At 34.2% G+C, this 20,524-nt stretch carries 28 protein-coding genes and 1 pseudogene; 25 read left to right on the forward strand and 4 right to left on the reverse strand.

The features are described 5' to 3' along the window. Positions 1 to 7: 7 nt before the first annotated feature. From ABOA58_RS04440 to ABOA58_RS04505, 14 genes are all read left to right on the forward strand, one after another. Positions 8 to 538, forward strand: a complete 531-nt coding sequence (locus ABOA58_RS04440; protein ID WP_350301373.1) for a PepSY-associated TM helix domain-containing protein — start codon at positions 8 to 10, stop codon at positions 536 to 538. Positions 539 to 552: 14 nt separating this feature from the next. Further along, entirely contained in the window at positions 553 to 975 is a 423-nt protein-coding gene (gene fosM / locus ABOA58_RS04445) for a FosM family fosfomycin resistance protein (protein ID WP_350301374.1), read from the forward strand. 36 nt (positions 976 to 1,011) lie between these two features. Beyond that, positions 1,012 to 1,704 (forward strand): aspartate/glutamate racemase family protein, encoded by a 693-nt coding sequence (locus ABOA58_RS04450; protein WP_350301375.1) that lies wholly within the window; start codon positions 1,012 to 1,014, stop codon positions 1,702 to 1,704. Between the two features lie 429 nt (positions 1,705 to 2,133). Next, positions 2,134 to 2,331: a hypothetical protein gene (locus ABOA58_RS04455; RefSeq protein WP_350301376.1), complete on the forward strand. Its 198-nt coding sequence runs from the start codon at positions 2,134 to 2,136 to the stop codon at positions 2,329 to 2,331. A 145-nt stretch (positions 2,332 to 2,476) separates the two neighbouring features. After that, a complete protein-coding gene (locus ABOA58_RS04460; RefSeq protein ID WP_350301377.1) occupies positions 2,477 to 3,028 on the forward strand; it encodes a GNAT family N-acetyltransferase in 552 nt (183 codons plus the stop codon). A gap of 268 nt (positions 3,029 to 3,296) precedes the next feature. Next, positions 3,297 to 3,746 carry a YrvL family regulatory protein gene (locus ABOA58_RS04465; RefSeq protein WP_350301378.1) on the forward strand — a complete coding sequence of 150 codons (450 nt, stop codon included), beginning with the start codon at positions 3,297 to 3,299 and terminating at the stop codon, positions 3,744 to 3,746. 503 nt (positions 3,747 to 4,249) lie between these two features. Then, a complete protein-coding gene (locus ABOA58_RS04470) occupies positions 4,250 to 4,624 on the forward strand; it encodes an STAS/SEC14 domain-containing protein (RefSeq protein ID WP_350301379.1) in 375 nt (124 codons plus the stop codon). A 306-nt stretch (positions 4,625 to 4,930) separates the two neighbouring features. Then, positions 4,931 to 5,281 (forward strand): cupin domain-containing protein, encoded by a 351-nt coding sequence (locus ABOA58_RS04475; protein ID WP_350301380.1) that lies wholly within the window; start codon positions 4,931 to 4,933, stop codon positions 5,279 to 5,281. 188 nt (positions 5,282 to 5,469) lie between these two features. Further along, positions 5,470 to 5,862 (forward strand): MarR family winged helix-turn-helix transcriptional regulator, encoded by a 393-nt coding sequence (locus tag ABOA58_RS04480; RefSeq protein WP_350301381.1) that lies wholly within the window; start codon positions 5,470 to 5,472, stop codon positions 5,860 to 5,862. Beyond that, positions 5,849 to 6,250 carry a rhodanese-like domain-containing protein gene (locus ABOA58_RS04485; protein ID WP_350301382.1) on the forward strand — a complete coding sequence of 134 codons (402 nt, stop codon included), beginning with the start codon at positions 5,849 to 5,851 and terminating at the stop codon, positions 6,248 to 6,250. Before ABOA58_RS04480 ends, ABOA58_RS04485 begins: the two co-directional genes overlap by 14 nt. Before the next feature lie 586 nt (positions 6,251 to 6,836). Further along, a complete protein-coding gene (mphM, locus tag ABOA58_RS04490; RefSeq protein WP_350302793.1) occupies positions 6,837 to 7,742 on the forward strand; it encodes a macrolide 2'-phosphotransferase MphM in 906 nt (301 codons plus the stop codon). Positions 7,743 to 8,176: 434 nt separating this feature from the next. After that, positions 8,177 to 8,665 carry a YjdJ family protein gene (locus ABOA58_RS04495; RefSeq protein WP_350301383.1) on the forward strand — a complete coding sequence of 163 codons (489 nt, stop codon included), beginning with the start codon at positions 8,177 to 8,179 and terminating at the stop codon, positions 8,663 to 8,665. Between the two features lie 91 nt (positions 8,666 to 8,756). Next, positions 8,757 to 9,236, forward strand: coding sequence for a VOC family protein (locus ABOA58_RS04500; protein WP_350301384.1), 480 nt, complete (start codon positions 8,757 to 8,759; stop codon positions 9,234 to 9,236). A 163-nt stretch (positions 9,237 to 9,399) separates the two neighbouring features. Continuing rightward, positions 9,400 to 9,714: a hypothetical protein gene (locus ABOA58_RS04505; protein WP_350301385.1), complete on the forward strand. Its 315-nt coding sequence runs from the start codon at positions 9,400 to 9,402 to the stop codon at positions 9,712 to 9,714. A 255-nt stretch (positions 9,715 to 9,969) separates the two neighbouring features. On the opposite strand, the gene ABOA58_RS04510 is transcribed toward ABOA58_RS04505, so the two are convergent. Further along, positions 9,970 to 10,740: a sporulation protein gene (locus ABOA58_RS04510; RefSeq protein ID WP_350301386.1), complete on the reverse strand. Its 771-nt coding sequence runs from the start codon at positions 10,738 to 10,740 to the stop codon at positions 9,970 to 9,972. 57 nt (positions 10,741 to 10,797) lie between these two features. On the opposite strand from ABOA58_RS04510, the pseudogene ABOA58_RS04515 reads away from it, so the two are divergent. The 6 genes and pseudogenes from ABOA58_RS04515 to ABOA58_RS04540 all read left to right on the forward strand — a co-directional run. Continuing rightward, a pseudogene (locus ABOA58_RS04515) lies at positions 10,798 to 10,911 on the forward strand (integrase); the annotation flags it as partial. Positions 10,912 to 11,030: 119 nt separating this feature from the next. Beyond that, positions 11,031 to 11,537 (forward strand): hypothetical protein, encoded by a 507-nt coding sequence (locus tag ABOA58_RS04520; RefSeq protein ID WP_350301387.1) that lies wholly within the window; start codon positions 11,031 to 11,033, stop codon positions 11,535 to 11,537. 191 nt (positions 11,538 to 11,728) lie between these two features. Continuing rightward, positions 11,729 to 12,223 carry a DinB family protein gene (locus ABOA58_RS04525; RefSeq protein ID WP_350301388.1) on the forward strand — a complete coding sequence of 165 codons (495 nt, stop codon included), beginning with the start codon at positions 11,729 to 11,731 and terminating at the stop codon, positions 12,221 to 12,223. Positions 12,224 to 12,357: 134 nt separating this feature from the next. After that, positions 12,358 to 12,738 (forward strand): hypothetical protein, encoded by a 381-nt coding sequence (locus ABOA58_RS04530; protein WP_056529874.1) that lies wholly within the window; start codon positions 12,358 to 12,360, stop codon positions 12,736 to 12,738. A gap of 572 nt (positions 12,739 to 13,310) precedes the next feature. Then, positions 13,311 to 13,757, forward strand: coding sequence for a hypothetical protein (locus tag ABOA58_RS04535; RefSeq protein WP_350301389.1), 447 nt, complete (start codon positions 13,311 to 13,313; stop codon positions 13,755 to 13,757). A gap of 463 nt (positions 13,758 to 14,220) precedes the next feature. Further along, positions 14,221 to 14,598 carry a hypothetical protein gene (locus ABOA58_RS04540; protein WP_350301390.1) on the forward strand — a complete coding sequence of 126 codons (378 nt, stop codon included), beginning with the start codon at positions 14,221 to 14,223 and terminating at the stop codon, positions 14,596 to 14,598. A 402-nt stretch (positions 14,599 to 15,000) separates the two neighbouring features. Here the strand turns inward: ABOA58_RS04540 and ABOA58_RS04545 are convergent, their stop codons facing one another. Continuing rightward, complete coding sequence (locus tag ABOA58_RS04545; RefSeq protein ID WP_214750194.1) at positions 15,001 to 15,204, reverse strand: alpha/beta-type small acid-soluble spore protein; 204 nt, start codon at positions 15,202 to 15,204, stop codon at positions 15,001 to 15,003. A 366-nt stretch (positions 15,205 to 15,570) separates the two neighbouring features. On the opposite strand from ABOA58_RS04545, the gene ABOA58_RS04550 reads away from it, so the two are divergent. The 5 genes from ABOA58_RS04550 to ABOA58_RS04570 all read left to right on the forward strand — a co-directional run bounded on the left by ABOA58_RS04550 (position 15,571) and on the right by ABOA58_RS04570 (position 17,896). After that, entirely contained in the window at positions 15,571 to 15,765 is a 195-nt protein-coding gene (locus ABOA58_RS04550) for a hypothetical protein (RefSeq protein ID WP_350301391.1), read from the forward strand. A 21-nt stretch (positions 15,766 to 15,786) separates the two neighbouring features. Next, positions 15,787 to 15,984 carry a hypothetical protein gene (locus tag ABOA58_RS04555; protein ID WP_350301392.1) on the forward strand — a complete coding sequence of 66 codons (198 nt, stop codon included), beginning with the start codon at positions 15,787 to 15,789 and terminating at the stop codon, positions 15,982 to 15,984. Positions 15,985 to 16,188: 204 nt separating this feature from the next. Next, positions 16,189 to 16,461, forward strand: a complete 273-nt coding sequence (locus ABOA58_RS04560; protein WP_350301393.1) for a hypothetical protein — start codon at positions 16,189 to 16,191, stop codon at positions 16,459 to 16,461. 368 nt (positions 16,462 to 16,829) lie between these two features. Continuing rightward, positions 16,830 to 17,327 (forward strand): LURP-one-related/scramblase family protein, encoded by a 498-nt coding sequence (locus ABOA58_RS04565; RefSeq protein WP_350301394.1) that lies wholly within the window; start codon positions 16,830 to 16,832, stop codon positions 17,325 to 17,327. A 341-nt stretch (positions 17,328 to 17,668) separates the two neighbouring features. Further along, positions 17,669 to 17,896: a DUF3953 domain-containing protein gene (locus tag ABOA58_RS04570; RefSeq protein ID WP_350302794.1), complete on the forward strand. Its 228-nt coding sequence runs from the start codon at positions 17,669 to 17,671 to the stop codon at positions 17,894 to 17,896. Between the two features lie 181 nt (positions 17,897 to 18,077). Here ABOA58_RS04570 and ABOA58_RS04575 read toward each other — a convergent pair whose 3' ends face one another. After that, positions 18,078 to 19,301, reverse strand: a complete 1,224-nt coding sequence (locus ABOA58_RS04575; protein WP_350299195.1) for an IS110 family transposase — start codon at positions 19,299 to 19,301, stop codon at positions 18,078 to 18,080. 621 nt (positions 19,302 to 19,922) lie between these two features. After that, complete coding sequence (locus ABOA58_RS04580; RefSeq protein WP_350301395.1) at positions 19,923 to 20,450, reverse strand: VanZ family protein; 528 nt, start codon at positions 20,448 to 20,450, stop codon at positions 19,923 to 19,925. Positions 20,451 to 20,524 lie beyond the last annotated feature (74 nt).

Genomic DNA, 20,524 nt, shown 5'->3' on the forward strand with positions numbered 1-20,524 from the left:
GATGGAATTGTCGAAATCTGTAAAGTTGTATCAATTAAGCCGAAAAATACATAAATGGACTGGATTGGTTTTATCCGTTTTTTTTATGTTCATTGCAGTCACAGGCCTCGTACTTGTTTATATGATGCCACTCGGAGTGGCTGATGAGTTAAGGACGGGGAAAGAAGCGAGTCCAGATCAAGCGATACCTATGGAGAAGGTCGTGTCCATTGCTACGTCTCAGGATCTTCCAGGTGCGGATTCGGTTGAAGATATATTTAGAATTGAATATAGACCAAGTGCAAATGTGTACCAGGTTCGCTTTCATAACGGTCAAGGTGTTCAAATAGATGTAAGTACGGGAAAAGTGTTATCCACAAATCCAGATTACTCGACTTTCCTGATTACTTTGCATGATGGATCCTTCTTTGGCGATTGGTATAGATACAGTATCCTCACAATGACCGGTTTATCCTTAATACTGCTGTCATTTTCCGGGTATTACATGTTCGGGTATCCTCTCTATAAGCGTCTAATGGCGAATAAAAGGCAATCTTAATCTGAGGTGGTAATGTGTCTATAAAAGGTTTGAATCACTTTTTATTTTCAGTTTCCGATTTAGAGAGTTCCATAGAATTTTATCAAAAGGTTTTTGATGCAAAATTATTAGTTAAGGGCAGAACTACAGCCTATTTTGATTTGAATGGAATGTGGATTGCCCTGAATGTTGAAAAAGATATTCCCCGTAATGAAATAAGCCATTCATACACACATATAGCATTTTCCATAGAAGAAGCTGACTTTATTAACATGTACGAGAAACTAATCGGATTGAATGTAAACATCCTGTCAGGACGTCCAAGAGATGAAAAAGATAAGAAGTCTATTTATTTCACTGATCCAGATGGTCATAAGTTTGAGTTTCATACAGGTACTTTACAAAATAGAATAGATTACTACAAACAAGAAAAAGCACATATGGAGTTTTTCGACTGATAAGTAAGCTATTTTCAAATGAAAAGGGGAACGTTCATGAAAACTATTGGCCTTATTGGCGGCATGAGCTGGGAGTCATCTTTAGAATATTATCGAATCATTAACGAAGAAGTAAAAGCCAAATTGGGAGGATTGCATTCAGCCAAGTGCATTTTATATAGCGTGGATTTTGAAGAAATCGAACGCTACCAAGCTGAAGGGGATTGGGAAAGCTCAGGCAAATTATTAGGCGATGCAGCTTTGTCTTTGGAAAAGGCAGGTGCCGAAATGATTCTTATTTGTACAAATACGATGCATAAAGTGGTCGGATATATTGAAGAAAAAGTCAATTTACCGATTTTACACATTGCTGATTCAACGGCAAAACAAATTCAAAAGTCCAAAATCAGTACGATTGGTTTACTGGGCACTAAATATACGATGGAGCAAGACTTTTATAAAACACGAATAGAGTCTAATGGTATCAAGGTTTTGATACCAAATGATGAGGATAGAAAAGTCATCAATAAAGTAATTTATGAAGAATTATGTTTAGGGGAAATTCAACAATCATCAAGGGAATATTACAAAAACGTAATCAAGGGGTTAGTTGATGATGGAGCGGAAGGAATAATACTAGGCTGCACAGAAATTGGATTACTAGTAAAACCCGAGGATTCCGAAGTGCCATTATTCGATACAGCTGTAATACATGCCATTGAAGCCGTAAATATGGCATTGGAAAAATGATTTGATGACATTGTGCTTTAAAAAGGAAGGTTGCTGTGGCGGCCTTTTTTTGTGGAGTAAAAGGGGCAGGATAATTCAGGGAATTTTCAATCAAATAAATGGAATTATGTGTTAAAGTTTTACTATAAGAATTGGGACTCATCAAATTTAAAGGGAGAAAAAGATGAGAAATGTAATATATATATATTTATTACTATTTTAATTTGGATCTTATCAGGAACTTTTTTGTTCATCCATAGTAAGGGTCTGATGAATGTTAATCCTTGGGGGATGCACAATTTTGATACAAATAGCAGTTATTCTATTACCGGTTATTGGACTATTTTTGTCAATTCTTATTAAGAAAGCTTTTCTTCATGCTTAAGCTGTGCTTATGCAGCTAATTGATTAGAAATAAAATTTATATTGCAGTAAAGGAGAAGGTTGGACTTGATAAAGATAGATACAGTTTTTTCATATATTCTTCTAGGAGTGATCGTATTTTACGCCTTGGAGTGGTTAGCTGTTGGTTCAGGTTTCGGGGTACTTGTTGGCGGGAGTTTTGGTTTACTTTTATTTATAGCCAATCATATTAGTAAAAATCAAAAAAACATGGGTAATACGGAAGAACCTGATGACAAGCAATAAATATTAATATACTAGTCTAACGGGTGCTTTACATTAATAACAGGGTTGCTGTGGCAGCTCTATTCTTATGAAAAGGGGCAGGTTAGTTGAATAAGATATTTTGGATAAATGTATGTAAGAATTAGTAATATAAGGGGGGATTCTTATGATATATGATAATCTAAATAAAACAATTACCACTAAAAGGCTAGTACTAAGACTTTTTCAAATATCTGATGCAGTAGCTGTTACTAAACTTTGTAATAATTATAATATTTATAAAAATACATTGTACCTACCTTATCCATATACTATAGATGATGCTTTATCATGGATTGAGCATCATCTTAATAATTTTAATGCTAATAAATCATATGAATTTGCTATAACAGATAAGGAAAGTGGAGAATTATATGGAGCTATAGCGCTATCTAACAACCACAAGTTTAATCATGGTGAAATAGCCTATTGGATTGGTGAAAAATTTTGGGGAAATGGATATGCTACAGAGGCAGCGCAAGCTATATTACATTTTGCATTTGAAGAAAAGCAATACCATAAAGTATTTGCTCGTTACTTTAATTCAAATCCAGCTTCAGGAAGAGTAATGCAAAAATTAGGCATGAAAAAAGAAGGGGTATTAATTGACCATGTGAGGAAAGAAGACCGATTTGAAGATCTAGTATGTTATGGGATTATAAACTCAGTAGGATTATAGATTATACTGAGGGAGATATGCTAAATTATTAGCCAAATGGTGGACCGATGGTTTAATGGGTTCAACCAGATATATTTGGCTGAACTTCTTTTAGTAAAGGGTTCTTTACTTCAACTTATTGCTATTGTCATAAAAACATCCTGAAAACAAGAAATATAAAGATTATGATTATGAGCGTGAGGATGATTTTATAAATATAGATATGGAATATTTAATAAGTAGGATCACTATCTCGTTAATGTAGTACTAACGGAGGAGAAACAGACATATGCCAGAAAATAAAAATGATTCATTTCGTGATATGAATATAAAAGAAAAGATGGCAACAGTTGCCGGATTAGCATTTCTCATTATTCTGGTAGTGGGCTTTGTTATGGGGCTTTATTTCTTTGGACTGGCAGGGATTTTTGAACTGCTCGGCGTTCGGTATGAATCTATCTGGTCATTGGTTATTTTTGTTGTCAGTTTCTTTATTCTAGGCATCATTGTCGAATTGTTTTCCAAAGCAATTTTCAAGCTGTCTGTCCGAAATATAACAGGAAAAATAAAGGTGTTTTTTATCCGAATCGGTTTTGAAGGCACATCGAACTGGCTAGTACTGTTCGCAGTGGATGAGTTTATGAAAAGTATTACACTTTCCTTGAAAACCGAGATTATTATTGCATTGCTACTTGCCATAATAGAAATTGTTTTCGACGATGATAAGGAAATCCCCTAATAAAACAATTTACTTAAGTATAATTAGGGATTTCCTGTACCTCAGGTGTAGAATAATGGAGTTGGAAGTGAACTTAGCTCGTGATTTATATTATTTAAGGCAAAGACAGACTCAAAGGTAAGACAAATTAGCCCATGCTGAGATTTTTCCATATTCACCGTGCATTTTTGGTCCACCATTTATAAAAATCTTCTTTGAAAATTTGAATCAAGATATCCTAATAATGGGCTTCTGTATATCCGGTCACGTACGGACCTTATATGTTTAGAGGCCATCCTGGAATCTTAGGTAAAGGCGTATCAACAGGTAATGAACCAATTTTCGCTGCTTCTTTTAATAAAAGTTCTTTATTTTAAATCCCCATTCATTCCACGATTCTTCTAAACTCGGCTAATTCTTTCATGTGAATGACTCCTTCCTTGTTTATTCGAACTGTGCAACATTAAAACTCATATAATTTTCCACTATTTGGTTTATAATGATAGTAAGGAGTTGTTGTTTAATTGAATGTTACTAATATAAGTACATCCATTTGTGAAGATATTATAATTACTAATTTGACAGGTTTCATAACCCTTGCTGATGTAAACACCTGGTTTAATTCATTTGAGAAAACGTGCTATTCATTTATTAGACAAGGAAAAAAGTATAAGTTGTTAGTTAATCGTAAAGGTTATACTCCAGAACATTTTTCTGTACAAAAATTGTGGAAAGACAAATTTTTCTCTAATAATATATTAGAGAACACCATTGCAGTCGCTTTTTTATTAGAAGAAGGTGATATTCTAATTCACCTTGAACAGTCTAATACCAAAGACAATGCAATGTTCTCAAGTAATTATGACCAATTAATTGACTGGCTTACTAAATATAAATAACGGATTATTACTCCTAAGTTGCTGAAAGGTAACTTTTTTTAATGCACAGTTTGTGTCAACTCTGCAATAAGCTATAGAACTAACGGGTGCGTTAGCTGAAGATCGTAGCTGTCTTTAAGGCAGCTTTTTTCTTATGGAACTAACGGGGCAGGATAGTTGAAGAGTGCTGTTTGATCTTTATTCAACAATTGGGCCATTTAATGGAATAAGGCTTAATGAACGGTCAGTTGAAGAAAAAAGGTTATTTCGTTCTATTGTCGAATTTAGTCTATTTAAGAAGATTAGGATTTTCAAAGGAGAAAGAGTATGCAAAAAAAGGGACAATTAGAAGTTTTTAACCTACACGAATTAATAAAAGACCAAAAGGACTACACAAATTTTATCGTAAGTGAAGTAAATGACCACGCTCTTAGAATAGCTGTGATAAATGGAGAATTTCACTGGCATAAACACGACGATTGCGATGAATTATTTTATGTATTAGAAGGTGAACTTTTCATAGACCTAGAAAACAATGAAACAGTTTCTTTGAAACCAGGTGAAATATTTACTGTTCCTGCTAATACAATGCATCGTACTCGTTCAAACGAACGGACAGTTAATATATGTTTTGAAAAGGCGAGTATTGACGTAAAAGGAAGTAACAGTGAGTTGTAATTATCTATGGGGTTATTTCACTAAAGGGCGCATTTCATTAATATGAAATGCGTTATTTTTGTTTAACAATCATTTACAAAAAATTATTAATCAGTTAAACTGATAATATGATTAACTGATAATTGGAGGTGATTAATCTGTATTTAAATAATTCTTATGGTTTTTTGCTAGCAAAAATTGAGGAAGAGATGGAAGAACGCTTAATAAATAATCTTTCGCCACTAAAAATCAACGCAAGACAATTTGGAATCTTACAATTTATTGAAGATAATCCAGATTCCTCACAAATCACAGTTTCCAATGCACTATTTATTGACCGTACAACAATGGTGGCACATGCTGATCATTTAGAGGATTTAGGTTATATCAAAAGGATTAAAAACCCAAATGACAGAAGGTCATTTGTTCTAACCATAACGGATCAAGGTGAAGAAAAATTAAGGTTAGGAAGAAATTATCTTGAGGATACTGAATTAAGCGTTTTATCATCTCTAACTAAGGAAGAAAAAGAAAAATTAAAATCACTTTTGTTAAAAGTTTGGAGATCAATTCAAAAGGAGGAAAAGGATGAATCGTATTGAGTATTTTAAAGCAAGGTTAGAAGCTAACATGAGTCCAATGGAATATAGAAATGCAATAAAAGATTTCCCTGAAGGCTATGTTTTAATTGATGTAAGAGTGGGACCCAATGAAATGAAGAAAGAGAAGTTGCAAGGTGCTCTCGTTATGCCTTTAGATCAAATTCCGAATAGGATAGATGAATTACCAAAAGAAAAGACACTGGTTTTATATTGTTGGGATACTTGGTGTACACTTGCTGCAAAAGCAGCCATTCTTTTATTAGAGAATGGTTTTAATGCTAAAGAGCTTTACGGTGGATTAGCAGCTTGGAAGACATTGGGGCTTCCAACTGAAGAACTTGGAAGCAATCAAAACTCTTTAACAAGTTCTGTAAACTGTGAGTGTTAAATGAATTTAATATTAAAAGTAGGCTTATTCAAGAAAAGGGCGCGATTCTTGAATAAGTTTCGCTTTTCTTAATGAACTAACGGGTGCGTTAGTTCATTAAGGATCACAAAAATAATCAATCTTTTTATAAAGTAAACAAGAAGATTAAAAATATATGTTGTTCGAAAAAGGGGAGGGTATAGATATTCCTTCCCCTTTTTGTTTACAGTTAAATTTGTATGACTGTATTGTTTATAATGTACTCGATTTTGTATCTCAAAACAGTTTAGTGATTGAATTGGTGCGGTTTTGAGTGGATTAATAACTCTATGTACTCAAATCCATGTCCCCAATGTACTTATCTTTGTGTCTTCGTACAGCGACTAGGATGAATAGATCTAAAAACATTTTTCATCGTATTTTATTCTGGAGAAGATAGATTACTAAAAACATTTTTCATCGTATTTTATTCTGGAGAAGATAGATTAGATGATATATTATAAAAATGTATTAATTGAGATTTTTTGGAAATATTTTTCTCAGAAAGAAAAACAGGTTATTCCAATAAACTTGCTTTTTTTTACAAAAAGAATAGGAGAAGGAAGTGATCGCTTTGAAGAAACAGCAAGCAGCAGAAATAGCAAGAAAGTATGGTTTGAAAGTGAAAGAGGAGTCTCTTGTATTCAACCAATCAGGTTTGGACTTTCTAGTTGTCTATGCAGAAGATGATAAATGCGAGGAATGGGTGCTAAGGTTTCCGAGACGAGAAGATGTGATGCCTAGGACCTCAATCGAGAAGAAAGCATTGGATCTTGTCAACAAATATGTCACTTTTCAGACTCCAGTCTGGTCGGTTTATGAAGATGATCTGATAGCGTATAAAAAGTTAACTGGAGTACCAGCCGGCACGATCGATCCAGAGATTCAAAACTATGTGTGGGAGATGGATTATGAAAATGTTCCTGAACAGTTTCATCAGACATTAGCCAAAGCTCTGGCTTCGCTGCATACAGTGCCGAAAGCAGAAGCTCTTAAAGTAGGACTGATTGTCCATACAGCAGAGGAGGCAAGAAAATCAATGATCGAGCGTATGGAAAAGGTAAAAGCGGAATTTGGCGTAGGTGAATCCCTATGGAAACGTTGGCAGACCTGGGTGAAAAATGAGGAATTGTGGCCTCAGGAGACAGGTTTGATTCACGGAGATGTTCATGCTGGGCATACGATGATTGATAAGGATGCCAACGTAACCGGTTTAATCGACTGGACTGAAGCAAAAGTAACAGATGTATCAAATGATTTTGTTTTCCATTACCGCGTATTCGGGGAAACAGGCCTGGAGAAACTGATCGACTACTACAGGAAAGCAGGAGGGATTTACTGGCCTGCCATGAAGGAGCACATTATTGAACTTACTGCGGCATATTCTGTTGCAATTGCTGAGTTTGCAATCATCTCAGGCTTGGAAGAGTATAAGCAGATGGCAAGAGAAACATTGGAATTGGATGACCGTTAGCATTAAGCAAAAAATAAAGTAATTATGGGAAAATACAGTTCTTCTCAATGAATAATAACTGCTAAGTTTTTCTCTTGGATTACTTCAGTGGTGTGAATAAAGAATTCACAAGCCAAAACGCATGCGTTTTCACAGAGAAAATCTTAAACCTTTACACAGTACGACTAACTCACGACAAAAAAGGTCACGATGAAAGGCATAAAGTTTTTTTTGTAACTACACACCCAAAATTATAAATATGTAAAGATACATATTAGTTTAACGGGTGCTTAATTAGGGAGTTGCGTTAGCAACTCTTTTTCTTATGGAACTAACGGGGCAGGTTAATTGAAGAAGAAAATAGGATTTTAATGTTACTATTTAATGTTACTAATTGAAATTAATGTTAAAGTAAGTGTGGAAAAAATTTCAAAAAATAAATGAGGGTGTTTAATATGTTTAGGTTTAGTTTTTTGTTTCAGTTTGGTATAGCATCTATTTTACTTTTAATTTCTACTGTTTGTGCTTTATATGAAGGTAGTGCAATCGTAGATCATCCTAGCGAATGGAAGTACTCAACACCATTTTCCCAATTTTTATACGGTGAGGTAAATAGTAATAGCTATATATCACAACTTGACTACTTTATATACGCAGCTAAATTTCAACCAACTTTTCCTGCCATTATGGTAATAAGCAGTTTATATTTGTTAATTCGTATTGGATACCATTTATTAAAGCAACAGCATAAACGGTTTGCTTATTATTTATCTTTTTGGGGTGGAGTATTATTCTTACTTAGTTATTTTATTTTTAATTCTCCTACATTTGGTGGTCAAATTTTTTTCTATATTTGGTTAGTGAGTGGTGTATTGTGCATTGTAATTGCTGTAATAACTTATTTTCAGATTTTAAATCGTAACACAAACGAAATTACAAATTAAACTTATTGAACTAACGGGGCAGATTAGTTGTATAAAACATGTGTTTATCTATAATTGGTAATATATTCATAATTGTAGAGGGGTTGAGAACTTGATAGTAGGAATATTTGAAGCACATTTGCCTGTAAAAAACTTAGATGTTTCAATGGAGTTTTATAAAAAGCTGGGTTTGGAATTTGCATGGCGTGATGAAGAAACTGCTTTTTTTTGGGTTGAAAAAGGAAAAAGTTGGTTAGGTTTGTGGGAGGGAAATGAGTATCAAACGCCATACCATCCTTCCTTACGACATATTGCTTTTCGAGTTTCATATGAAAATTTAAAAGAATCTTTAAAATGGTTAGATTCTATTCAAGTTAAAGTCGTGCCATTTGGTAGTAGAAAATCTATTGAGCCATTTATTCGACCATATTCAGAAAATGCTTCCGTTTACTTTGAAGACCCTGATGGTAACAGTTTGGAAATGATGTGTTCTGTTGAAGTTCCTAATGCTTTAAAACATATTAATGATAAGCTGTCCTTTGAAGATTGGGAGGAATTAGCTAAAAGTAAATTAAAAAAAGAGAAGGCATAATTATTTATATTGCTTATTGAACTAACGAGTGCGTTAGCTGAAGATTGGAGCTGTCTTTAAGTTAGCTTTTTCTTTATGCAACTAACGGGGCAGGTTAGTTGCATAAGGATAATGGTTTTTTGTGGTAAAAATCAATAGGAAAAGGATAATAAGGGGGATGACTATGGAAGGGTTGGAAATATACGATTTTTTAAGATTAGTTTTTATTACTTTTATCATTAGTTTAATTGTTATTACCATTATTTTATTGGTTCAAAAGAAACGGAGCAACCTTGTTAATGGATTCACAGTTAGTATTACTTCAATAATTTCAATAATTGTTTCTGGTATTAATCTTATTATTATGGGATACATAGCTGATGAATTAAATTTAGGAGGAGATGTTATTTCCTCATATTTGTTTCTTATAATTTTAGGGTTAAGCATATTTAATTTGTTTATTTACTTTGAAAATAAAAACAGTATTATTAGTGCCTAATAAATAAATTTTGTTCTTAAAGGAGTTGTTAGGGCAACTCCTTTAACGGGTGCGTTAGCTGAAGATTGGAGCTGTCTTAAGGCAATTTTTCTTCTTTAACTAATAGGTGTTATTGTTTAATGAAAAATCTACTATTCTAGTATAATAGTTCTTCTTTTGTCTATACTGTCTATTAATATGGTATAGATTGGAGAGAAACAGATATGATCTTAACTGAAGTATGGGGTTTATATAAGGCAGATAATCAAATCCAATTTATCGAGAATAACGGGATAGTATATCCATTAGTTCTTGCTTGGCTGTTTCTACACTTTCTTTTTGGAAATGTTTGTATTGCACTCGGATCTTGGATTCATCCATTCCTGCTGCACTTTCCAAAAACCCAGAAAGTCCTCTTGCTTTTCTATCCACTTCGATGAATAAATCTACGGATTGAGCGTCCGCGACGAATCCGATTTCAACCTCATCAAGGCTTCTTTGGAATGGACCGCCCTTTGGCTTGTATTCGAATTCCTGAAAGACACCCGTTTTGCTACGTTTGAAGGGTATATTTTTCACTTTGTTCAAGTAAAACCCTAATGATTCGATTGCTTTTAGGAAGCTACTGACTGTTTCATTTTCAAATACGTTTATATAATCGTTATCTTTAGGGTCCAATGCGAACGTCACATCCATTTCCGTCTTCATCCACACAGACACGTCTCCTATCGTGATTGGCGTTTCGTACGGAAGTTGCAAGGAAAACGGAATCACCTTTTCTTCGCCTTTTTCAATGACGAATGCATCCGAAACCTTTATTTTGTAAAGGGTAACATCATCTAAATACTTACGGTCATCCTGTTCCCTCAAAACCTGTGTCATCACATGGATGTACAGCCCATTGATTTCCTGTTGGGTGTTTCCGCCAAGGACAAACACGTTCCCTTTTACCGTTTCTCCTTGTTTGTATGAATCTTTTTCTAATTTTGTATCCACTTTCGCCGCACCGATTCCGATGCTTGCTTTCATTTTATCAAAAAATGACATGTACATAATTCCCCCTTTGTAAGTCTATAAATAGCATAGCATAATAGGTTCATGAGCGCCTCTAGAAGTGTGGTTCAAAGTTTAATGGGCCATGAAAAAAGTGAAACCACAAAAATTTATGCATATCTAAGTGGTGCAATGCGGAGAGACTTGTATAGAAAGTATTTTTAAGGGACCAAGGGTCCTTTTTATTTTGTTCTTAATAAACTATCGGGGCAGGATAGTTTGATAATCATGGATAATTTTCCAATTTCAGTATAGTGTAGAAGGAAGAAATGGAGGGATGAAATTTGAGATTTTTCAAGATGTTTTCTTTTTGCACTTTAATGATAGTATTCTTAAATGCTTGTAGTTTAGAAACTACAAAAACGAAAAGTGAAATTTTAGAAATACCTAATATAGATGAATATACAACCTTATTAGTGCAAAGTGTTGATGAGAAAGGGGTATCTTCCAATTCAACTTCAAAGGTCATTACAGATATTAATGAAGTACAAGCTTTTATAGAGAAAGTGAACAAAATGGAAGTTGTGCAACCTCCTAATAAGGAGTTATTGGAGAAGAGTAAAGAATTAAATAAAAAAGGGAATTACTTTTTTGTATTATCCGATAAAGAAACCATGGATAACAAAGTGTACACTATGAATTTTTTTAGTGATGGAAGGATTATGTTTCAAGAACCGAACGGAAAGAAGCAAGAAGCAAATGGAGCAGAACAGAAAATGATGTATTTATCAAAAGAAAAACATACTGATGTTCTTCTTGAAATGAAAGAATTATTAAACATTAAGTTTTAATTAATCCTTAATCAACTAACTGGTGATTTAGCTGAAGATCGGAGCTGTCTTTAAGGCAGCTTTTTCTTATGGCACTAACGGGGCAGGTTAGCTTAATAAGAACAGGACAATCAATATACTATGTAGAATATAATAAGATGATATTGTTTAAAGATTTAGAAAAAACAGTATAAAAATTAGGAGTGTTTGTTATGGTTCATGCAAAAGATGTTTTATCGGATCAGTTGTTGTCAAATGCTAATGACCCAAGTTGGTACCTACCATTTTCAGATTCAATAGAAAGATTGTCTGAGGAACATGCATTTTGGAAGCCAAACGAAGAAAGTAATAGTATTGCTGAAATTGTGCAGCATCTACTATATTGGAATCAAACATGGCAAACAAGGTACCAAAAATCTCACGTTGATGCTGTGCCTTCAATAGGAAATAATAATAACAGCTTTATTATTCCTGAAAATCATACTTTTGCTGACTTAAAAAAACAACTATTAGAGGTGCTTTTACGTTGGCAAGAGTTATTATCTGAAGAAAAAGTTGAGAGAGAAGTTAATGGCTATCCTGGACACGTGAAATGGTGGGCAATACTCGGAAATGTGTCAACTCATAACGCATATCACATTGGTCAGATCATTTATATCCGGAAGTTGCAAAATAGCTGGAAAATAGATGCAGGAGTAGATAAATAAATAAAAGTTGCAACTAGTGCCTACTTGAACTATCGGGTGCTTAATTCAATAAGGAAGGTTGCTGAGGCAGCCTTTTTCTTATGGCACTAACGGGGCAGGTTAGTTCATTAAGTAATGTTAATTAGAGGTGGAAAATGAGAAAGCGATTAAAGAAAAAATTAGAAAATAGATATAATGCTTTAAATGAAGCCAAACGTCAAAGATTTAAACGAAAAGGCAATCGATGTATAAGATATGAGTTTTTACCAATTGGAGAAAGGGATAAGTATGCTCTGAATAATGATGAAATAACACCTGAATACCCTTATGCTACACACTGGCTGATTGAGGCATTTGATTGGAAGCATTTTTCTCAAATAAGGATTTTTCCTTGTTCAAAAAATGGAGGTACTACAAGTAGCTCCCCAGTTCAAATGATTATATTTAGTGATGAGAATGTTAAACAGATTTTAAATACATTTAAAAAAGTAGTTGAAGATATGAAAAGTGATAGGTTTTGGCAAACCATTTATTAAACATACTTCAACGCTTAATTTGTTAATAAACTAACGGGTGCTTTACTTCAATAAGGGAGGTTGCTGAAGCAACCTTTTTGTTATGCAACTAAAGGGGCAGTTTAGTTCATTAAGCGTAGCTTAGTCGAACCATAATTATAGACTATTTTTATAAAAAAAACTAAAATTTGGATAACGATATTAATTGGGCGGTGTGTATTTGTTGAGTAATATAGGTATTCCAGGATTAATTCTATCTTCTCTTTTCGTAATATTAGTATTGTTTTTACTAAGAAAACTAGTGAAACCGAAAAAAGAGCTTCAACAAAAAATAGATAAACTGGAAGAAGAGGTTCGAATATTAAAAAATCATAAATAATAAAACTATGCTTTAATGTACTAACAGGTGCATTAGCTGAAGATCAGAGCTGTCTTTAAGGCAGCTCTTTCTTTATGCAACTGTCGGGGCAGGATAGGCTTAAGACCGATATTAATTTAGTGTAGATGTATAGTAATAATAATCAATAAATGTTAAAATTTTCTTAATTTAGTAAGTGATTGTATGAATTTTATTCTTTGAGGAGACAACAATTATGAAAAAAGTTTGTATGAAATTGATATTTGCTTTTAGCGTATCTATATTTTTATTCGGGTGTAGTATAGAAAAAGAAGATAAGAAAGACCCTGGGCTTGATAAATCCCAAAAGATAGAAGTATCGTCAGAAGAAAATCCAGAATTGGTTTTAAACGTTATAGATAATCAAGATGATGTAAATGAATTTGTTAATACACTAGAAGTTGATAAATGGAGTATTGTAGATATTCCTTCAAATTCAACTAAAGGGTATATTTATAAGATGTACCAAGAGGATACAGTCAAACTCGGAGAGCCTAATACAGATAAAAAGGAACTTATACAAATCGCTACAATTATTACATATAAAGATAGTCCTTATATCGAATTAAAAACCAAGAAACTAAATTTAAATTTTAAAGTTCCAAAAGATGTAGCAGAATACCTATCTAATAACGATAATTAAAACATTAACCATACAACAATTTCGTCAACAGGACGTTATTTCTTCTTATTGAATTAAACCAGCTGGTAGTTTGTGAAGAATAGTACTTAAACTAACGGGTGCGTTAGCTGAAGATCGGAGCTGTCTTTAGGGCAGCTTTTTCTTTATCCAACTATCGGGGCATTTTAATAGAAGAAGCTACTGTATAATATTTAGAACGAGAAAGAAATGAGAAGCTTGATGAATTAATTAAGGTCAATCAAGGTAAAAAAGATTAAATAACTTTATTTCAACAAACGGGCGTTAGCGCCATAAGAAGGCCGCCAATTGGCGGCCCTTCTTAATATATGGCTTTTACAATAATCATACTTTCAAATTTAATTAACTAACGGGGCAGGTTAGTTCAATACAAGGGAACTTTTACCTTTTTCGTTCGTATTAAAAGTAGCAGGAAATAAAGTTGTCCTTTGGAGTAGGTGTATAAATGAAAAAAATGTTAATGATCTCAACGATGGCTGCATTAGTATTAGCTGCGTGTGGTGAAGAAAAAGCACCATCTTGGAAAGGTACGTGGAAAAAGAAGGATGGAGAAAAGAGTGTTTGTCGAGACTCCTTTACCTTTAAAGGGGAAAACAATTTTGAAATTCAAAATTCAAGAGTCCAGGGCGGAGAACAATCTTCTGGAACATATAAGCATATAGAGAATAATGATTATGAATTTGATTATGGTGGTGGTTTTGACAATTTTACTATTATAGTCGAAAAAAATACGATGAAAGTTCAATTATCAGGCAAAGATATCATTTGCGAATATAATAAAGTCGATAAAATTAGAAAAAAATACGAAAATCCTTGGGAGTAATGATTGGAAAGCTTTCATAAGGTCAGTCAGATTTTTACCCTTTTCATGAAACCAGCGATGTATCCAATCTGTAATTTCCTATTTTATGTATGGTTGGAGGTATAGCAGAACAAGAGATGTCAGCTGCCAGTTAAATCTGCTATTCATATTTCAATTATCCCTTTTTCTGAACATTTAGTGCATAGAGAACAGCCAGAATTGTATTCACTAACACTACATCCCTTTTTGAAGCCTCTTAAAGAACTAACAGGTGCTTTACTTCAATAACAGGGGTTGCTGCGGCAGCCTTTCTTGCGTGGCAAAATAACAGCTACTTGATGTTTCTGTTTCTTTTTTAAAAATTTGTAAAATTATAAATAGGGATAGTTCAATCACTATCCCTAACATTACATATGATTTCGATTAACGAGTTCTTCCGCCTAATTGTTGTTCAGCCATTTGCACTAAACGTTTTGTAATCTCTCCACCAACAGATCCGTTCGCACGAGATGTTGTATCAGCGCCAAGTGTAACACCGAATTCACTAGAGATTTCGTATTTCATTTGTTCTAGAGCTTGCTCTGCACCATTAACTACTAATTGATTACTGTTGTTATTTCTAGCCATGTTGTCAGCTCCTATTAATGTAATGTGTTACTAGTCATAGGTTTTGATATTGTTAAGAGTTATATACATAGAATTTAAAATAAATCAAGGCAGTGATTATGTGAAATTAAACTCATCTGTAGCTCTAGAAGGGAAGAGGGACAGGAAAACATTGAAGCGACCGGGTCGCAAGGTAAGGGTTTCAGAAGCTCCGAAAAGCAAATAATCTGATGTAGAGGTTTTCTCCTCCTATTGCACAGTTTGTGTCAACTATACAATAAGGCAGGTTGTTTAGGCTGCCTTTTTCTTATGGGACTAACGGGGAAGGATAGTTGAAGATAAGCTGGTACTATTATGTAATGTAAACTTCTGAATTTATGGAGGTGTATGATCAAAAAGATAATAAATTTCACTTCTCTTTTTGTCTTTATGGTGTTGGTCGGTTGTATTGGGGAAGAAAAAGGACAATTATCAAGAGTAGATGTTCAAAAAATTGATACAGAAGAAAATTACGAAGATGTCGTAATGATAACTGATAGCGAATCAATAGAGCTGCTAAGGCAGGCATTTGAACAAATCTAATGGGATGATAAAGTGGTTAAAATGGCTAGAAAACCCGACGTAGAAGCTAATTTGTTTTACACTTTTGGTGAAAATATACCTGAAAGACTTTATGAATATGAAATTTGGTTTAATGAAAGTGTAGGTACAGCAACAATTATTAGCAATAATGAAAACGAAAGTTATGGAGAGTTAGATAAAGATAATGCACAAGCCTTAAAAAAACTTTTTCTTAAGTAACGGGTGCTTTAGCTGAAGATCGGAGCTGCAGGCGTTTTTTCTTTATGGAACTATCGGGGCAGGTTAGTTCCATAAGCGTAGTGTATTCGTACTGTGTAGTTCGATATTTACACAAACACACTTATTTTTGTTAAAATTAGGTAGTGTTAAATTATCATTAAGGGCACAAATTTTTATAATCTAATTCATTAAGGGGCAATTGTTGTGCAAAAAATACCAGGACTTATATCCGTTCTAATCCCGTCTGTTTTAACATTATTGATCATTAACTTTTTATTTGATATCGTATCCTTGAAAATACAAGGAATGCCACTCGTATTTCCGTTTATACTGTGTCCAATAGGAGCTATATTTGGATTCGTAGGCTATAAAATGAATCGCGATAAACTTTCGTTAGCTGGAATAATTTTCAACATCATTTTATTTTTGTTCCCAATCTTATATAACATCGTCGCTATACTTACACAAGGTCCATAATCTTTAGTACAAAGGGGTTGGATTTTTCCAATAAGAGATATATCGCACAGTTTGTGTCAACTCTGTGATAAGTCTTATAGAACTAACGGGTGCGTTAGCTGAAGATCGGGGCTGTCTTTAAGGCAGCTTTTTCTATATGCAACTATCGGGGCAGGATAGTAAAGGAGTTGTTCAACAATTGGGACAGATTGCGAAGGAAGAATTGCTGACTTTACAAAAAGGTAAATTAGTTAAGGATAAATAGTGGTGAACCGAAAAGAAGGCGTTTTTGAGTGGAGCTATTATTTGGAATTTAATGCTTAAGATTGGAACCAATGCCCATTTCAAACGTAAGTAATGTAAAAGACTTAAGGTTGGGAGGAATAAGTATGAGGCAGCTTTATATAAAGCAGAAGGTATTCAGTCTTAGCGGGAAATTTACAGTAAAGGATCAGCAGGAGAAGGATATATATTACGTGGAGGGAAGTTTTATGCAAGTTCCAAAGACTTTCTCCATTAGGAATACAGCAAGAGATGAAGTAGCACTCATTACGAAAAAGGTGTTCAGCTTTTTACCAAAGTTTTTGGTTGAGGTGAATGGCCGAGAGGTATTAACAATAAAGAAGGAATTTTCCTTCTTAAAAGCACGATATACAATTGATGCGGCAGGCATTGAAGTACATGGTAATTGGTGGGATATGGATTTTCAAGTTTTACAGCATGGTAAAATCGTAGGTAAAGTGGGCAAGGAGTGGTTCACTTGGGGCGATAGCTACAAGGTTCAAATAATAGATGAAGAGATGGAAACCATTATTATTGCACTCGTTGTTGCAATTGATTGTGTGAAGGCTGATCAAGCAGCTGCTTCCTCATCAGCGTCGATTTAACGTAGAAGTGTAAAATTAACAGGCTGACAGTTTTTAAATAATCACGGCTTGAATAGGTGCGTTGAACGGTATCATAAATAAATGACAAGGCCATTTGGTACCAAATATTCGTTCTTCAGTAATCGGGCGCGATTCTTGAATAAGGTTCGCTTTTCTTATAGAACGAACAGGCTGAAGATCGGGGCTGTCTTTAAGGCAGCTTTTTCTATATGCAACTATCGGGGCATGTTAGTTGCATAAAGAAGTTTCCATTTTTTACACAAATGAAAAGGTGTCAAATGGTATGATTGAAACAGAAATTGTACAGAACTTAATTTTTAGGGGGAAATATATTCTTGAAAATGATTAGAATTATCTTAGCAATAATTGTTCTTGCTTTATCAGCCTATCAGCTAATTACTGAAAATTTTGAGTTGATGCCGTATTCTATGTTGTTCTTGGGGGCAATTATGTTAGTTACAGGATTATCCGAACTTCAAAAAGACAGAAAAGGCTTTTGGGGATATATGAGCATTGGTATCTCTTTATTTGTTTTCTTTGTTTCCATACAGGGTTTCTTAATGAACTAACAGGTGCGTTAGCTGAAGATCGGAGCTATCTTTAAGGTAGCTTTTTCTTATGGAACTACCATGAAAATAGACTTCTGGAATTTAGGGGAAAAGGCAATACTTAAGAAGACGCAGCTCATTGTTTTTTTAAAAAGGGGAGAGCGCCTAATTTACTGATTTATTGTAGGTAAGTGGACTGAATTTAAGATGCTTCAGGTTCTTGTAACGTAACTGTGTATCCTAAACTTTCAAGTCTTCTTAGTGAGTGCCGAAAAATTGATTGTTGTCTCTGCTTATCAAAGTAGTCTTCGCCTAAGTCTACATACATTTCTTTTCGAGTTAAGAGATAATAGGAGATACGTAACATGGCATGAGCGACTACTATTCCTGCTCGTTTCTTACCTTTTCGTGATGCTGTACGCCTATACAGTGCTCCGAGATAGTTTTTAGATCCTCTTACAGAATGAGCTGCTTCTGTTAATGCTGATCTCAAATACTTGTTTCCTTTTTTTGTTTTAGCCGATTTTCTTTTTCCCGCACTTTCGTTATGCCCAGGAACTAGTCCTGCCCAAGAACACATATGAGCTGCACTTGGAAACTGTTTCTTAATATCAGTCCCAATTTCAGATAAAATTTGCTCAGCCATTCTTGTAGCTATGCCAGGAATAGAGTCTAATCGTTCCACATCTTCTTGATAGGAGCTTACTCTTTCCTCGACCTCTTGGTCGAGCATCTCGATTTGCTCTGTTAAAAAATCAATATGCTTTAAAATGGTTTTTAACATGAGGCGTTGATGCGAATTGATATAACCTTTAAGGGCGAGTTCTAGTTCATCTTTCTTCTTTTTCATTGTGCGTCGAGCAAAGTTTGCTAGTTTTTCAGGGTCTTCTTCACCTTCGGCAATTGCGTTAAGCATGTCACGAGCCGAAACACCCATAACGTCTGAAACCACTGAGCCTAGCTTAATATTTGCGCCCTCTAACACTTTTTGGATGCGATTATGTTGTCTAGCACGTTCTTCAATGATACTTCTACGGTACCGAACTAGTTCACGTAGTTCCCGTTGATTTCGATCTGGAATGTAACTAGCTTTTAGAAGTCCATGACGAAGAAGTTTGGCAATCCATTCTGCATCTTTAACATCTGTTTTACGCCCTGGCACTGCTTTCATATGTTGAGCATTCACAACTAAAAACTCAATCTCTTCAGCTTCTAATAAATTAACAATAGGTTTCCAATATACACTGGTACTCTCCATGGCAACATGAGTACAGTTATTCTGTTTAATCCAATCCACTAACTGAATTAGAAAAACAGTTTTTGTTGAAAACGTTTGAATCTCCTTTCCTTCTGGTGTCATAATACATGCAGTAATATTGTCCTTATGGACATCCATACCACATGCTCTTTCAATGACTACTTCCATTGAAAACATCCTTTCTACGGCTCTCAATATAATTGGAGGCTGGTGCAAAAACCAGAATAGGATTAATCTACCATGTGTGCTTCCCGTAAGGGAGCGACAGTCAGTGGTGCACCTTGGTCGTTGGAGTCAGACTAACGGATGGGCTCTAACGCACCATAGTTCATCGACCTTCCTCTCCCAGCCGTAGAATCAGTATTGACCGTTCTGAACCATTTTCATTCTCTGTGGTGAAGCGCTGATTTTTGCGCTTCATGGATGGCTAACGGGGCAGTTTAGTTTAGGAATAAAAGATATAATTTGTAATATTGATTTAATTGAAAGGAGGTTGCTTCATATGCCAATATGTCCACTGTGGCTATAAATGGGGTTGGATAGAGGCTTTTTTAAAAATGTTTACCTTTTAAAAAAAGTTAAGATGTCCATCCTGTGATTCATCCCAATACATTTCCAAGAAATCAAGAAAGCTATTAAGCCTATTTATATTTATATCTTTATTGTTTGTACCATTAGTATCATTTGGTATACCTAAAAAGTTATGTCTTAGCTTTTGAAATAGTTGCTTATGCTTTGGTTATTATTTTGATGCCATTTAATTTTCATGAACAGCAATTCTCCAATTACTTAGGATACTTTATAAATAATAACACCACTAATCCTGAGATATATTAATAACAGCAATAATGCAACAATGCATATCGTTCCGATTGAAGCTAAAACATTAAGGATTTTATTTGCTTTTGTACTAAACAGCTTACAAAATACAATATAAACTCCAACTCCAATAATTCCACCTAATGTATTTCCCATAAAGTCAGTTATATCGCTAGCTCCTATAGCAAAGATGAATTGCAATACTTCAAATAACAAACTAACTCCTGCTATTACTGCAATCTTTTTCAAGAAAGACCAATTTGGTTTTAGCATACTGATATAAATTCCAAATGGGATAAATGCAAGTACATTATAGATTATTTCATTAAAATCTATTTGATTATTTACATTAGCTGAACCAGCAAAAGGGATTAAGTTGATTTCCCTAAAATCCGGCAAGCCTTGAAATGAAAATTGCATTTTAAAGACTATAATCCATGTTAATGCAAATAAATATACGGCCAACAAGCCAGCAGTAATTTTTTTTTGATTTTTCATATAAATCCTCAATTCCTAATTCTTTTTCAAATTTATAATTTAAGCTTTATCCTACTTTACACTATTGCTATCAT

The sequence above is a fragment of the Peribacillus frigoritolerans genome, assembly GCF_040250305.1.
Classification (GTDB): domain Bacteria; phylum Bacillota; class Bacilli; order Bacillales; family DSM-1321; genus Peribacillus.

What these genes read in the sequence shown, in the direction of transcription:
- ABOA58_RS04450 (WP_350301375.1), top strand. Translation starts at nt 1,012, where the DNA reads ATGAAAACTATTGGCCTTATTGGCGGCATGAGCTGGGAGTCATCTTTA.
- ABOA58_RS04460 (WP_350301377.1), top strand. Translation starts at nt 2,477, where the DNA reads ATGATATATGATAATCTAAATAAAACAATTACCACTAAAAGGCTAGTA.
- ABOA58_RS04465 (WP_350301378.1), top strand. Translation starts at nt 3,297, where the DNA reads ATGCCAGAAAATAAAAATGATTCATTTCGTGATATGAATATAAAAGAA.
- ABOA58_RS04475 (WP_350301380.1), top strand. Translation starts at nt 4,931, where the DNA reads ATGCAAAAAAAGGGACAATTAGAAGTTTTTAACCTACACGAATTAATA.
- ABOA58_RS04480 (WP_350301381.1), top strand. Translation starts at nt 5,470, where the DNA reads ATGGAAGAACGCTTAATAAATAATCTTTCGCCACTAAAAATCAACGCA.
- ABOA58_RS04485 (WP_350301382.1), top strand. Translation starts at nt 5,849, where the DNA reads ATGAATCGTATTGAGTATTTTAAAGCAAGGTTAGAAGCTAACATGAGT.
- ABOA58_RS04495 (WP_350301383.1), top strand. Translation starts at nt 8,177, where the DNA reads ATGTTTAGGTTTAGTTTTTTGTTTCAGTTTGGTATAGCATCTATTTTA.
- ABOA58_RS04505 (WP_350301385.1), top strand. Translation starts at nt 9,400, where the DNA reads ATGGAAGGGTTGGAAATATACGATTTTTTAAGATTAGTTTTTATTACT.
- ABOA58_RS04510 (WP_350301386.1), bottom strand. Translation starts at nt 10,740, where the DNA reads ATGTCATTTTTTGATAAAATGAAAGCAAGCATCGGAATCGGTGCGGCG.
- ABOA58_RS04525 (WP_350301388.1), top strand. Translation starts at nt 11,729, where the DNA reads ATGGTTCATGCAAAAGATGTTTTATCGGATCAGTTGTTGTCAAATGCT.
- ABOA58_RS04530 (WP_056529874.1), top strand. Translation starts at nt 12,358, where the DNA reads ATGAGAAAGCGATTAAAGAAAAAATTAGAAAATAGATATAATGCTTTA.
- ABOA58_RS04535 (WP_350301389.1), top strand. Translation starts at nt 13,311, where the DNA reads ATGAAAAAAGTTTGTATGAAATTGATATTTGCTTTTAGCGTATCTATA.
- ABOA58_RS04540 (WP_350301390.1), top strand. Translation starts at nt 14,221, where the DNA reads ATGAAAAAAATGTTAATGATCTCAACGATGGCTGCATTAGTATTAGCT.
- ABOA58_RS04545 (WP_214750194.1), bottom strand. Translation starts at nt 15,204, where the DNA reads ATGGCTAGAAATAACAACAGTAATCAATTAGTAGTTAATGGTGCAGAG.
- ABOA58_RS04550 (WP_350301391.1), top strand. Translation starts at nt 15,571, where the DNA reads ATGATCAAAAAGATAATAAATTTCACTTCTCTTTTTGTCTTTATGGTG.
- ABOA58_RS04555 (WP_350301392.1), top strand. Translation starts at nt 15,787, where the DNA reads ATGGCTAGAAAACCCGACGTAGAAGCTAATTTGTTTTACACTTTTGGT.
- ABOA58_RS04565 (WP_350301394.1), top strand. Translation starts at nt 16,830, where the DNA reads ATGAGGCAGCTTTATATAAAGCAGAAGGTATTCAGTCTTAGCGGGAAA.
- ABOA58_RS04570 (WP_350302794.1), top strand. Translation starts at nt 17,669, where the DNA reads ATGATTAGAATTATCTTAGCAATAATTGTTCTTGCTTTATCAGCCTAT.
- ABOA58_RS04575 (WP_350299195.1), bottom strand. Translation starts at nt 19,301, where the DNA reads ATGGAAGTAGTCATTGAAAGAGCATGTGGTATGGATGTCCATAAGGAC.
- ABOA58_RS04580 (WP_350301395.1), bottom strand. Translation starts at nt 20,450, where the DNA reads ATGAAAAATCAAAAAAAAATTACTGCTGGCTTGTTGGCCGTATATTTA.